Source organism: Hominimerdicola alba 8 (assembly GCF_000178155.2).
In the GTDB taxonomy this organism is placed as follows: Bacteria; Bacillota; Clostridia; order Oscillospirales; family Ruminococcaceae; genus Hominimerdicola; species Hominimerdicola alba_C.
This window is the reverse complement of record NZ_ADKM02000080.1, coordinates 76,282-89,356: the sequence shown is the minus strand read 5'-3', so window position 1 is coordinate 89,356 and position 13,075 is coordinate 76,282. Positions and strand designations below refer to the sequence as shown.

General features: G+C 47.8%; 10 protein-coding genes and 2 tRNA genes. 4 read left to right on the top strand and 8 right to left on the bottom strand.

Annotation, left to right across the window (positions count from 1 at the left end; all coding sequences use genetic code 11):
* Nucleotides 1–132 precede the first annotated feature (132 nt).
* The 8 genes from CUS_RS19800 to trhA all read right to left on the bottom strand — a co-directional run bounded on the left by CUS_RS19800 (nucleotide 133) and on the right by trhA (nucleotide 7,009).
* A complete protein-coding gene (locus tag CUS_RS19800) occupies nucleotides 133–276 on the bottom strand; it encodes a hypothetical protein (RefSeq protein WP_002849714.1) in 144 nt (47 codons plus the stop codon).
* Nucleotides 277–291: 15 nt separating this feature from the next.
* Nucleotides 292–1,629, bottom strand: a complete 1,338-nt coding sequence (gdhA, locus tag CUS_RS08995) for an NADP-specific glutamate dehydrogenase (RefSeq protein ID WP_002849739.1) — start codon at nucleotides 1,627–1,629, stop codon at nucleotides 292–294.
* 396 nt (nucleotides 1,630–2,025) lie between these two features.
* Nucleotides 2,026–2,784, bottom strand: coding sequence for an AraC family transcriptional regulator (locus CUS_RS08990; protein ID WP_002849793.1), 759 nt, complete (start codon nucleotides 2,782–2,784; stop codon nucleotides 2,026–2,028).
* 483 nt (nucleotides 2,785–3,267) lie between these two features.
* A tRNA-Ala gene (locus CUS_RS08985) sits at nucleotides 3,268–3,340 on the bottom strand.
* A gap of 7 nt (nucleotides 3,341–3,347) precedes the next feature.
* Nucleotides 3,348–3,420: transfer RNA gene (locus CUS_RS08980), tRNA-Ala, on the bottom strand.
* 284 nt (nucleotides 3,421–3,704) lie between these two features.
* Nucleotides 3,705–5,387 (bottom strand): AMP-binding protein, encoded by a 1,683-nt coding sequence (locus CUS_RS08975; protein WP_002849633.1) that lies wholly within the window; start codon nucleotides 5,385–5,387, stop codon nucleotides 3,705–3,707.
* A 15-nt stretch (nucleotides 5,388–5,402) separates the two neighbouring features.
* Nucleotides 5,403–6,059 carry an HAD family hydrolase gene (locus tag CUS_RS08970; RefSeq protein ID WP_002849799.1) on the bottom strand — a complete coding sequence of 219 codons (657 nt, stop codon included), beginning with the start codon at nucleotides 6,057–6,059 and terminating at the stop codon, nucleotides 5,403–5,405.
* A gap of 284 nt (nucleotides 6,060–6,343) precedes the next feature.
* Nucleotides 6,344–7,009 carry a PAQR family membrane homeostasis protein TrhA gene (trhA, locus tag CUS_RS08965; protein ID WP_002849708.1) on the bottom strand — a complete coding sequence of 222 codons (666 nt, stop codon included), beginning with the start codon at nucleotides 7,007–7,009 and terminating at the stop codon, nucleotides 6,344–6,346.
* A 243-nt stretch (nucleotides 7,010–7,252) separates the two neighbouring features.
* Here trhA and CUS_RS08960 point away from each other — a divergent pair, with 243 nt between their 5' ends.
* The 4 genes from CUS_RS08960 (at nucleotide 7,253) to CUS_RS08945 (ending at nucleotide 12,916) form a co-directional block, all read left to right on the top strand.
* The gene (locus CUS_RS08960) at nucleotides 7,253–8,923 is read left to right on the top strand and encodes a glutamate--tRNA ligase (protein WP_002849783.1); all 1,671 of its coding nucleotides are present in this window, start codon (nucleotides 7,253–7,255) and stop codon (nucleotides 8,921–8,923) included.
* A 56-nt stretch (nucleotides 8,924–8,979) separates the two neighbouring features.
* The gene (locus tag CUS_RS20195; protein WP_050792216.1) at nucleotides 8,980–9,768 is read left to right on the top strand and encodes a DUF308 domain-containing protein; all 789 of its coding nucleotides are present in this window, start codon (nucleotides 8,980–8,982) and stop codon (nucleotides 9,766–9,768) included.
* Between the two features lie 24 nt (nucleotides 9,769–9,792).
* Nucleotides 9,793–11,811, top strand: a complete 2,019-nt coding sequence (locus CUS_RS08950) for a class I tRNA ligase family protein (protein ID WP_002849796.1) — start codon at nucleotides 9,793–9,795, stop codon at nucleotides 11,809–11,811.
* Between the two features lie 217 nt (nucleotides 11,812–12,028).
* A complete protein-coding gene (locus CUS_RS08945; protein ID WP_002849706.1) occupies nucleotides 12,029–12,916 on the top strand; it encodes a glycoside hydrolase family 25 protein in 888 nt (295 codons plus the stop codon).
* Nucleotides 12,917–13,075 lie beyond the last annotated feature (159 nt).

The window sequence follows — 13,075 nt, the reverse complement described above, 5'->3', positions numbered from 1 at the left end:
TTTCCCTACTCCTTTCAAGTACAAAAAATCACCCAAAAACGGCACTAGGCAGCATCGCAAAAACGGTGCTGCCATGCCTGCGGCAGATCGATAAGATATCTGAAATATCCATATCTCTGCCGCTTGTGGAGGCTAATCCCAACTTTCGGTATTCACAGCGTAAACGCTGTCATTCGCCTTTTCTTCTGCCGAAGTGTGCCAGCCGATCAACATATCGGGGTGGTCGCCCACAAATGGGACGATCGGCAGAAAACCCATATTTTCGGTGATTTTCATACTAATATCTCCTTATTATACGATGCCCTGTGCATTCATTGCATCCAGTACCTTCTCGAAGCCTGCAATGTTAGCGCCTACAACATAATTGCCCTCGAAGCCGTACTTCTTAGCCGCATCGTCTATGTTGTGATAAAGGTTGACCATGATGTTCTTCAGCTTAGCATCGACCTCTTCAAATGTCCAGCTAAGACGCTCGCTGTTCTGGGACATCTCCAGTGCGGAAGTTGCAACGCCGCCTGCGTTTGCTGCCTTACCGGGAATGAACCAAACACCGTTATTTTGGAGGTACTTTGTAGCTTCTTCAGTGGTAGGCATATTAGCACCCTCGCATACAGCTGTTACGCCATTCTCTACCAGCAGAACTGCATCTTCAACATCAAGTTCGTTCTGAGTTGCGCAAGGCAGTGCGATGTCGCACTTAACAGCCCAAACGCCTCTACCCTCGTGGTACTCGGAATTGGGTCTGTACTTCTTGTACTCGGTAAGTCTTGCTCTGTCAACTTCCTTGATCTGCTTGAGAGCCGCAACATCGATGCCCTCAGGATCGTATACCCAGCCTGTGGAGTCAGAGCAGGTAACTACCTTAGCACCCAGCTGCTGAGCCTTCTGGATAGCGTAGATAGCAACGTTGCCCGCACCTGAAACTACTACAGTCTTGCCTGCGATGTCAGCGCCGTGTGACTTGAACAGTTCCTCAACGATGTACAGCAGACCGTAACCTGTAGCCTCAGTTCTTGCGAGAGAACCGCCGTAAGTAAGACCCTTGCCTGTCAGAACGCCCTCGAACAGACCTCTGATCTTCTTGTACTGACCGAACATATAGCCGATCTCGCGTCCGCCTGTACCGATATCACCGGCGGGAACGTCTGTGTCTGCGCCGATGTACTTGCACAGTTCAGTCATGAATGCCTGACAGAAACGCATAACTTCTCTGTCGGACTTGCCCTTAGGATCAAAGTCAGAACCGCCCTTGCCGCCGCCGATAGGCAGACCTGTCAGGCTGTTCTTGAAGATCTGCTCAAAGCCCAGAAACTTGATGATGCCCAGATTTACAGATGGGTGAAGTCTAAGACCGCCCTTATAAGGACCGATAGCGGAGTTGAACTGTACGCGGTAGCCTGTATTTACGTGAACATCGCCGTTATCATCGATCCAGGGCACGCGGAACTTGATCTGTCTTTCAGGGTTTACAAGTCTTTCGAGAAGTGCATCTCTGCGGAATTTCTCCTCGTTTGCCTCGATCACAACTCTGATCGACTCCAGCACCTCGCGTACTGCCTGATGGAACTCAGGCTCGCTGGGATTCTGCTTGATGACCTGTTCGATTATTTCGTCTACATAAGATGACATTTTAATGACCTCCTAAAAAATTTGCAAAATAAAAAGCAATGACGTACACTCCCCCTAAGAGAACGTATCGGCGTCATTGCCTTCACTGGTATCTATTGTACAATATTGCAGGCAAAAAGTCAATTTATTATATCCTATAAAAAACAGACTTTTTGCCGCATGGTTCAGATGTACGTTTTTTTGCCCAATAAAATATAACAACGAACAAAAGGGGTCGGCTCGGTGTCAGCCTTCCCCTTAATGCCCGTTTATTAAAGATGGGTCTTACGCGATTTTTAAGTCTTACCAACAGTCGAGCGCCGTCTTTGGTGTACTGCGGTATATCTGATATATTATCACACTTAAAAAGAAAATGATACCTCACAGAACCGACTTTTTATTTAACATATCCGACGATCATCTTTTCAGTTCTGACGGAGTATGCCCTGTGACTTTCTTGAAGACCGTTGTAAAATAATCCACTGAAGAAAATCCCAGCAGACCGCTGACTTCATAGACCTTATACCGCCCCGAAGACAGAAGTTTTTCAGCGTATATCATGCGGAAGCGCTTATAGAAATCACCGAAAGTCTGACCTGTTTTCTGCTTGAACATTCTGCCGAAGTAGTCTTTGTTGAAGCCGAAGTGGTCTGCCGCATATTCGGTAGTGACGGTGATATTCTCACAGCCCATAAGGAAGTCACTGAGCCTTGTCAGGAACTTCTCGTCGGTACATTTTATGCTGTCGATATATTCCTGCAAAGCAAGGGTGTACTCACCTGTCATGAAGCTGCTGCCTATCTGCTCGGCAGCGCGGGCAAGCGCTTCTTTCAGCCTGCTCTCGCTTATCGGTTCTGTCAGATAGTCTATAGCACCTGCAATGAAGCATTTACGCATATTCTCATAATCGTCACGCGGACTGGCGGCTATACAGACTGTATCTGCGCAGGCGGACTTTACCGCTGTTATGACGGTTTCGGCGTTTATCAGCGGCGGTCTGTTGAAACAGACTATCAGTTCAGCACCACGCGAGGCACAGATCTTTTTCAGTTCTTTTATATCTGATATCCTGCCCGCAGGTTCAAAGCCGCATTCCTGCCATACGGTCATTTTTTTAAGTTTGTCATACGAACCGTTGCCCGCATCGCAGATCATCGCCCTGTACAGTCGTTTCATATCATTCACCTCCCGCAAAAATAAAAAAAGACGCCGTAAGAATTTACAGCGCCCTTGCCTTTCATACATATATTACCATACAAAAAAGTGATTTGTCAATAGAAAAAATACTTCACGACCCCAACTTGTAGGAAATTTATAGGGTTTTATCGGAATAATCGAGTGCGTCCCCCAAAACCGCAAGACAAAAAATCAAGCGCAGAAAGCCTTTCAAAATGACTTTCTGCGCCCTTGCATACAATAAAGTTTACTGCATTGAACTCATTAACACAACATAATATAACAGACTTTTTACCCCACAATTCCGACTTTTTAAAAAAATAAAAAGCCGTTCAGCAGACTTTCGGCAGGTCGGAAAGGTACAGCTGTATCTTGTCAGAGCATCAACCTTTCAGCACACCCGCCCGAAGCTGCGGAAATCTATCAATATTTTAATATCAAAAAACCACCTCACCGATGTGAGATGGCATTAATAACGACTCATGGAGTATACGGGGCTCGAACCCGTGACCTCCACACTGCCAGTGTGGCGCGCTCCCAGCTGCGCTAATACCCCTTTTTAGTGGACCCGAGGAGGGTCGAACTCCCGACCTCTGCGTTGCGAACGCAGCGCTCTCCCAACTGAGCTACGAGCCCGTCAACATTGATATTATAGCACAAACCCACCTTCTTGTCAATAGTTTTTTCATAATTTGCCTGTGATACGATTTTCGTAAAATGCAGAGATACCCATAAACATAACAATGACAGAGCATTGTTTTAAGTGTATTTTTCTCCCTGCATGCGGCGGGGAGAAATACCAAAAAGCACGACCATATTTTGTCAGGATCGTTATCATCAGCAATTTGCCGCAGTAAAGCATGACAAAAAGCGGGGACTCACGCTGTTGTGAGTTCCCGCCATGCGATATTATTCTTTTCTCACTTGCCCGAATGTTCTTCCTCATACTTCTTGTGGTCGTTGTCCCTTATCTCGACACGGCGTATCTTGCCGCTGTCGGTCTTGGGGAGTTCATCAACGAACTCGATGATACGGGGGTATTTATAGGGCGCTGTGGACTTCTTGACATAAGTCTGCAATTCCTTGACCAGTTCGGGCGAACCTGTATAGCCCCTTGACAGGACGATAGTTGCCTTTACCACCTTGCCGCGTATCTCATCATCAGCGGCAGTTACAGCGACTTCCATAACAGCGGGGTGTTCCATCAGTATGCTCTCTATCTCAAAAGGTCCGATGCGGTAGCCCGATGCTTTTATGAGGTCATCGGTGCGTCCCACATACCAGAAATAGCCGTCCTCATCGCGGTAGGCGGTATCGCCTGTGTGGTATACCCCGCCGCGCCATGCGTTGTCGGTAAGTTCCTTGTTGCCGTAGTATTCCTTAAAAAGTGCGGGGTGCTTGCCGCGCTCGGCGCGAATGATTATCTCGCCTGTTTCGCCCGTGTCACAGCTTGTGCCGTCCTTGCGGATAATGTCAACGTCATACAGCGGCGAGGGCTTGCCCATTGAGCCGGGCTTCGGCTTCATGCCAAAGAAATTCGCAACTATGACCACGCTCTCGGTCTGACCGAAACCTTCCATCAGTTCAAGACCCGTGTACTCCTTCCAGCGGTTGAAGACTTCTGCGTTCAGCGCTTCGCCTGCGATACAGCTATACTTTATTTTGGACAGGTCATAATTGCCCAGACCTTCCTTTATAAAGAAGCGGTACATGGTGGGCGGTGCGCAGAATGATGTGATATTGTAATCCTGCAAAACAGTCAGCAGTTTATCGGGGTGAAATCTGTCCATATCATAGATGAATTCTTCAGCGCCGCATATGATCTGACCGAACATCTTGCCCCATGCGCACTTAGCCCAGCCCGACTCGCTGACAGTCAGGTGTATGCTGGTATCATCAACATGATGCCAGTGCTTTGCAGTTGAGATAGAGCCTGCCGCGTAAGCGTTTGCATGTATAGCCATCTTGGGCTGACCTGTTGTGCCCGAACTGAAATAAGCCAGCATATAGTCATCTTTAGACATGGGCTGTTTTTCGAGAGTGTCGGGATATTTGGACAGTTCAGCCATGAAGTCAGTCCAGCCCTCTTTCTCGCCGCGACAGATGAATTTCTCTTTTATGCCGTCATACTTTTTGCATGCTTCGTCTATACGGTCTGCGACCTCATCAAAATAAGTGGCGCAAACATACTTTACGTTCGCCGCATTGAAGCGGTAGATATAATCTTTCGGCATAAGCTGGCTGGTGGCAGGTATCAGCACACAGCCTATCTTTATAAGACCGTAAGCCAGTATCCAGAACTCGTAGTGCCTTTTCAGCACTGCCAGAAGCATATCACCCTTTTTGACACCGTGTGCCAGCATCATGTTGGCGCACTGATTTGAAAGCCTGCTCATCTCCTCATAAGTGAACTCCCGCTCACCGCCGTGATCGTTTATCCAGTGGAGCATTTTCTTCTGCGGATAAAGCCTTGCAAGTTCATCTATAACATCGTAGCCGAAATTAAAATCGTCCTTAAGCACCAGTTCAAACTTTTTGAGAGTGCCGTTTTCGTCCACCTCTTCATTTACGAACTGCTTGTAGAAATCCTTCATCGATACCATTTTGTTCTCCTCCGTTCAAAGCGCTTCTGTGAGGGCGAGTATGTCCTCAGCGCTGTCTGCTATATAGTCAGCCCCCGCTTCAAGAAGTTCTTCCTCAGTGCGGAAGCCCCATGTACAGCCTATACACTTCACACCTGCATTATGCGCGGTGGCAACATCTACATTCGAGTCACCCGAATGGATACAGTCCTCAGCTTTTATGCCCAGTTCATTCATTATATCCAGCATTATCTGAGGTTCGGGCTTTGTGGGAACACCCTCGCGCTTGCCGTACACCTTGTCAAAAAATCCCTTGCCGAACAGCGTTTCAACTATCTTTTTTGAGAACCTGTCGGGCTTGTTTGAAGCCACCGCCAGCAGAGCGCCGCGCTTTTTAAGTTCCGTTACCAGTTCTTTTATGCCGTCATAAGGCGCTGTATGCTTCACAAGATTCTCCGCATACTCTGCCGCAAACTCTTCGTGTATCTCAGCGATGCGTTCGGGGGTCTTTTCGCCGTCGGGGAGCGCCCGCTCTATCAGCTTGAGTGTGCCGTTGCCGACAAAATACCTGTACTTCTCCATATCATGCACAGCCCAGCCGTGACGAGCCAGCACAGTGTTCACCGCCTCGCCCAGATCGTACAGCGAATTTACCAGTGTACCGTCAAGATCGAATATATATAGCTTTTTCATATGAACTTTCCTTTTTTACAACCATCGTATTTTTATACATTGATACGAAATTTATACAGCTGTCCAAATTAACATGGTTCATTATACTATTTCTCGATGAAAATTTTGTGTTTAAAATATTATCCATCTATTAACTTATATAACGTATTGCACGTTAAAAAACGCATAAAGTTATTAATATGTTCACAAGCATAACTTATCATCAGAAAGTTATGCCGTTCAGCCATGACGCAAAAAAGAGTCTTCTGCCGATACAGGCAGAAGACAGCTTGCAGATACGGGTATCAGCGCCCGTTCTTTACCATTATAAAAAGTATCGCGAACCAGTGAAAAATACTTCCGCCGATAGTGAACAGGTGCCATATCGAATGAAAATAGCGCTTGTTCTTCATCACATAGAAAATTATGCCCACCGTGTAGAACAGCCCGCCGACAAGCAAAAATACAAGTGACATGCTGTTGACAGTCCTCAGCATGGGCTTGACTGCGAAGAGCACCGCCCAGCCCATCATCAGGTAGCAGACAACTGACGGTCTGCGGAATTTTTCGAGGTCTATGGAGTTCAGCACTATCCCCGTCACAGCCGCCGCCCATATCACCCCGAAAAGCACCCAGCCGAACGCGCCCCTCAGCGGCACAAGGGTCAGGGGCGTATATGTGCCCGCTATCAGGAAAAATATGGTGTTATGATCCATTATCCTGAAAAAATGCTTTGCGGCATCATTAGTAAGTGCGTGATAGAGAGTTGACATGGTATACAGTATTATCAGCGATGCACCGTACACCGCACTGCTGACCACGCCCCACACATCTGAATAAACAGCCGCAGAAACTATCAGCACAACTGTGCCTGCTATGGAAAGCCCGCCGCCTATACCGTGACTGACCGAGTTGAATATCTCCTCACCGAGAGTATAGCGCTTATGGCTTTTGTTTATTTCAGTACTCATTCAAACACTTCCCTCCGTAACTACATGATAGCACTGACACCGATAAAAGTCAAGCATTTTTTATACAGGTGTCATAATTTTTGTGTAATGTCGCAAAAATCTGCCGAATTTTACCATTTTCTTTGGTGCGCTGATGATTTAATAAATTGCCTATTGAAAATCAATGGCAGATGTGCTATAATAATAAAGTATTTATCTGCCCAGCGGCAGACCGACTATATATTTAGAAAAGGATATGATAACATGGACTTCAATGCACTTGCAAAGCTGCTTTTCCCTGATGTTGACGCACAGCCTGCCGATATGGAGGCTAAGTTCCCGCCAAGACAGCTTCCTGAGGGCGCTTGTGTGACGAGGATAGGTCCCTCACCGACAGGATTTGTTCATCTGGGCAATCTTTACAACGCGATAATCGCTGAAAGGCTGGCTCATCAGTCGGGCGGCGTTTTCTACCTGAGAATAGAAGATACCGACCAGAAGCGTGAGGTCGAGGGTGCGGTGGAAACACTGATAAACGCTATGGAATACTTTGGCGTACACTTTGATGAGGGTGCTACAGCTGAGGGTGACAACGGCGCTTACGGTCCTTACAGACAGCGTCAGCGTGCGGGCATATACCATGTGTTCGCTAAATGGCTGGTCGAGCAGGGGCTTGCTTACCCATGTTTCCTGACGGAAGAGGAGATACAGGCTATACGTGACAAGCAGACCGCAGAAAAGGAAGATCCGGGCATATACGGCAAGTACGCCGAGAAGAGCCGCTCGCTGACACTGGACGAGATAAAGGCGAACATCGAAGCGGGCAAGACATGGGTGCTGAGATATCGCGGTGAGATGAACAGCGAGAGGATAGTCGTTGAGGACGCTATTCGCGGAAAGATAGAGATGCCGCGCAACTTTGCGGATTTCGTACTGCTCAAAAGTGACGGCATACCCACATATCACTTTGCGCATGTTGTTGACGACCATCTGATGCGTTCAACGCACGTTATACGCGGTGAGGAATGGATAAGTTCACTGCCGATGCACGTGGAACTGTTCGGCAAACTGGGCTGGGAACAGCCGATCTACTGCCACACTGCCACACTTATGAAGATAGAGCAGGACGAGGAAGACCCCACTAAGCAGAAGAAGCGCAAGCTGTCCAAAAGAAAAGACCCTGAACTGGCACTGGCTTACTACCAGCAGGAGGGCATCAGCCGTGATGTGGTATGGGAGTTCCTGCTAACAGTGCTGAACTCGAACTATGAAGAATGGCGTGCGGCAAACCCCGATAAGTCTTACATGGAATTCCCCTATTCCATCGAGAAGATGTCTATATCGGGCGCACTGGTGGATATGGACAAGCTGCGCGACATAGCTAAAGACACCATAGCACGCATGGACGCACAGACCGTCTACGATAACTGGCTGGCATGGTGCGAGGAATACAACAAGGACTTTGCAGAACTTCTCAAAAAGTACAAGGACAGGACTCTTGCGGCGCTGAACGTGGGCAAGAGCGGCAAGAAGCCCCGCAAGGACATCGAAACATGGAAACAGGCATGTGATTTCATGAGTTTCTACTACGATGAAACTTTCAAGCCTGAGGACGATATGAACGAGCAGGCTGATGAAGCGGTGCAGAAGGCGTTCTTTGAAAAATATCTGGCAAGCTACGACCACGCTGACGACAGTGCGGCATGGTTCGACAAGGTAAAAGCCATAACCGAAGAGTTAGGCTTTGCGGTAAAGCCGAAAGATTTCAAGAAAGAACCTGAGAAGTACAAGGGCAGTATCGTACACATCACCAACATGCTGAGAATTGCGCTGACAGGCAGAGCAAACGCTCCCGACATACACGAAGTCAGCCATGTACTGGGCGAGGACATCGTAAGGGCAAGAATTTCTCAATTCATAATTCATAATTCATAATTCATAATTATTGGCATGACATTATATGTTTGTGGCATAATAAAGAAAGAAAAACTATGAAACAATCAAATAAACATCATTTAACCTCAATTCTGTATCTGTTTGGTATCATAGCATTTGCTTTATTCATGACATTTTCAATATATTTCTTTACAGAACATACGACCTTTTTGGGAGTATCCATGTTAATAATGGCATTAATAACGCTTATACCGAACAGAAAGTTTTTTAGACATTTTAAAGAAAGCACTCACAAAAGTCTTTGGGTTATAGTCTGTGGAATATTGACACTATTTTCAGCAGTAATCATTTTTGCCCCAAAAAGCAGTGACAATGTTGAAACCTCTGACGGGAACACAAGCAGTATTGAGGCTTTAGAAAGAGTAATGGTAGTTGATGATGAAAATTCATCTATATCAGATACGACAACCGCTTCAACCACAGAAGTTACGACTCCCACTCCAACACTGACAACAACCACTACTGCGACCCCTACAACGACAACAACTACTACACCTACTACAACTACCACAACAGCAACTACTACCACATCACAAACCACCACTACTACAACAACTACAGTTGAAACAACAACCACAGAAATCAAAACTACAACGGAGTATATTCCGGAAGTTCAGACAGTTCACTTTATCCTGAACACAGATACAAATTGCGTTCACATGAATGACACTTGTAATGCAGCTAAACAAATACTGCCTGAAAATTATGCTGAGGTTGATATTCCTGAAAACGAGATAATATATTACAAGAATGAATATTGGGCTTGTGGTATATGTGCAAAAAAATACAAAGACCAACTTCCTAAATTTGAAGATTGGCAATAATTTTTACGAAAGAGATGAATAAAAATGGCAAAAAACAAAGAGGGCGGCAAGCCTTTTGAGATACCTCGCCCCGAATTTCCAAAGAGGGCGGTAATTACGGGCGGTATGCCTTACGGCAACAAGGAACTGCATTTCGGTCATGTGGGCGGAATGTTCGTGTTTGCTGATACGTTCGCAAGATTTCTGCGTGACAGGATAGGCAAGGAGAACGTTGTGTTCGTGGGCGGTACCGACTGCTACGGCTCGCCTATCGCTGAGGGCTGGCGCAAGAAAGTCGAAGCGGGCGAGTTTGAGGGTTCGCTGGAAGATTTCGTTCAGCGCAACCACGACAAACAGCAGAAGACCCTTGATGACTACGGCATCTCACCCGACATATTTGCGGCTTCGGGTCTGGGCAGAAGCAAGGAGATACACGCTGATGTCACCGACTGGTTCATTCGTTCACTGCACGAAAAGGGTCAGCTGGAACAGATAAGCACCATGCAGTTCTATGACGAGAAAGCTGGCTGTTTCCTTAACGGCAGACAGGTCATCGGCAAGTGTCCCGTTGAGGGCTGTACTTCCGAAAAGGGCTATGCGGACGAGTGCGACTTGGGTCACCAGTATATGCCTGAGAACCTCATAGACCCTGTAAGCACCCTGACAGGTGAAAAGCCCACCATGCGCCCTGTCACCAACTGGTATTTCAAGCTGAGGGACTACGAAGAACTGCTGAAAAACTGGATAGAGATGCTGAAAAAGCGCAAGGACGTTCGCCCTGTGGTCTGGAAGACCATAGAGGAGTTCCTGAAGCCCCCTGTTATCTACATCAAGCGTGAGTTCGAGGAGAAGTATCTCTCGCTGAAAGACAGCATGCCCGCACACGAGTATCTGGAAGAGAAGAAAAAGCCCTCTTTCACCATTGAGTTCAAGACCCTTAGCGACTGCGATGAAGCCTGCAAGGTGCTGGCAAATAACGGCATACGCTACCGTACAGGCAAGACTCTCGTGCCTTTCAGACTTACAGGCAACATCGAGTGGGGCGTGCCTGCACCTGTGATGGACGGTGTTGACGGTCTGACCGTGTGGGTATGGCCTGAGTCGCTGTGGGCACCTGTATCTTTCACACAGACCTACCTTGAACAGCAGGGCAGGAGCCGTGACGAGTGGAAGAACTACTGGTGCAGTAAGGAAAGCGGCGTTTACCAGTTCATCGGACAGGACAACATCTATTTCTACGGCATTGCCGAGCCTGCCATGTGGATAGCACAGCAGGCGGCGGCTGAAAAGACTGCCGACCCCGCTGAGGGCGAGATGCAGCTTCCTGTCATCATAGCTAACCACCACATACTGTTCCTTGATAAGAAGGCATCAAGTTCGGGTGCGGTAAAGCCGCCGATGGCTGATGACCTGCTGAACTACTACACCCCCGAACAGCTGAGAATGCACTGGCTGGGTCTGGGTCTGGGTCAGAGATCTGTCAGCTTCATGCCGAAGCCCTACAATCCCGACGCTAAGCCAGATGATGCAGACCCCGTTATAAAGGACGGTCTTCTGCTTTCAAACGTGTACAACCGCATGGTGAGAACTGCTTTCTACACCACACAGAAGCACTTTGACGGCGTTATGCCCTCAAATACACCAAGCGAACAGGTGCTTGCCGACGGCAAAAAGGCGGTGCTTGATTACGAGCGCCACATGTCGAAATTCGCTTTCCACCAGTGTACTTACGTGCTGGACAGCTACATCAGAAACGGCAGTAAGCTGATGGCTAAGACCATTAAGGAGGACACCCCCGCTGAGGAACTTTCTCAGGCGCTTGCCGACCTGTTCTACATGATAAAGATAGCCGCTGTACTGCTTCACCCGATGGCACCTTTCGGCACTGAAAAGGTGAGAGAGTATTTGCAGGTGGGTGAAGAGATGTGGAGCTGGGACACCGTCTTTGAGCCGCTGACGCACTATGTCGGTGAGGGTCACAAGCTGAAATTCCTGCCGCCGAGAACAGACTTCTTCACAAGGCATGAGAGCCAGTTTGAGAGCAAAGAGCAGAACGACAAATAATCAGTGACACGACCGCGAGAATGATATTTATTCACTCACGGATAACACAAAGAACTCCTGCGCAAACGCACAGGAGTTTTTTTATGCCCTTATTCAGAACGTGTACGGTAAGCGCTGTACCATTCTGACCGACAGAGCGGGCGTTCTGTTTTTGCAGTGACACTCCCCGAACACAAAGCATAGAATAATTCATACAAATACAGAAAAGAGGTATTTTATGAAAATAAAAGGCATTGATGTTTCTCAGTGGCAGGGAGATATAGACTTTGGCAAAGTCAGATCGGCGGGAGTGGATTTTGTAATTATCCGCGCGGGGTACGGCAGATATATCAGCCAGAAAGACCCCACTTTTGAAGACAACTACCGCAAGGCTAAGTCGGCGGGTCTGAATGTGGGCGCGTACTGGTACAGCTACGCCGCCAGTGAAGCCGATGCCCGCGCAGAAGCGGCGGTCTGCATGGAAGCCATCAGGGGCAAGCAGTTTGAGTACCCGATATACTTCGACCTCGAAGAGCAGTCGCAGTTCTCGCGCGGAAAGGCGTTCTGTTCGGCGCTGGTGACAGCTTTCTGCGGTGAGATGGAAAAGGCGGGGTATTTCGCGGGGCTGTACATCAGCCGCTCACCACTTCAAACATATATCACAGCAGAAGTTGCAGAACGCTATGCGCTGTGGGTGGCTGAGTACGGTTCTAGGTGCAATTACAGCGGCGCTTACGGTATGTGGCAGTATACAAGCACAGGAAAAGTCAGCGGCGTAAACGGTGCCTGTGACTGCGACTACGCATATACCGACTACCCCTCCATAATAAAAAACGGCGGATTCAACGGCTTTGCCAAACCGACCGAACATTTCCTTGATATATCGGGTTTCAAAAAGGGCGACAAGTCTTTAGGCGTGCTTGCGTTAAAGCAACTGCTTCACTTATTCCGCGAAAAAGGTCTGACTTCTGCGAACTTCGATGTATCGCATGACGGTTTCTACGACGGCACAGAAAAAGCAGTCAACGAGATACTCACCCGCTGGGGTTACACCCCGAACGGCATCGCAGGCGAAAATTTCATCAAGCGTTTGGGCGAAGAGGTTTTTTTAATTCATAATTCATAATTCATAATTCATAATTGTTGGCATGACCGAAAGTGAGCCGTTTATCGCGGGTGTGTCGGCGTTCGCGGGTGCGTCGGCGTTACTCCCCTCTCCTTTTTTTGCTATGCACACCCTTGTGAGGAATATCACCCGAATTGTATGGAACGGTGTGCCTGTTTC

Bases quoted from the DNA above. Each gene is read 5' to 3' on its own strand.
- trhA (WP_002849708.1), bottom strand. From the start codon at position 7,009: ATGAGTACTGAAATAAACAAAAGCCATAAGCGCTATACTCTCGGTGAG.
- CUS_RS08990 (WP_002849793.1), bottom strand. From the start codon at position 2,784: ATGAAACGACTGTACAGGGCGATGATCTGCGATGCGGGCAACGGTTCG.
- CUS_RS08950 (WP_002849796.1), top strand. From the start codon at position 9,793: ATGGCAAAAAACAAAGAGGGCGGCAAGCCTTTTGAGATACCTCGCCCC.
- CUS_RS08975 (WP_002849633.1), bottom strand. From the start codon at position 5,387: ATGGTATCGATGAAGGATTTCTACAAGCAGTTCGTAAATGAAGAGGTG.
- CUS_RS08970 (WP_002849799.1), bottom strand. From the start codon at position 6,059: ATGAAAAAGCTATATATATTCGATCTTGACGGTACACTGGTAAATTCG.
- gdhA (WP_002849739.1), bottom strand. From the start codon at position 1,629: ATGTCATCTTATGTAGACGAAATAATCGAACAGGTCATCAAGCAGAAT.
- CUS_RS20195 (WP_050792216.1), top strand. From the start codon at position 8,980: ATGAAACAATCAAATAAACATCATTTAACCTCAATTCTGTATCTGTTT.
- CUS_RS08945 (WP_002849706.1), top strand. From the start codon at position 12,029: ATGAAAATAAAAGGCATTGATGTTTCTCAGTGGCAGGGAGATATAGAC.
- CUS_RS19800 (WP_002849714.1), bottom strand. From the start codon at position 276: ATGAAAATCACCGAAAATATGGGTTTTCTGCCGATCGTCCCATTTGTG.
- CUS_RS08960 (WP_002849783.1), top strand. From the start codon at position 7,253: ATGGACTTCAATGCACTTGCAAAGCTGCTTTTCCCTGATGTTGACGCA.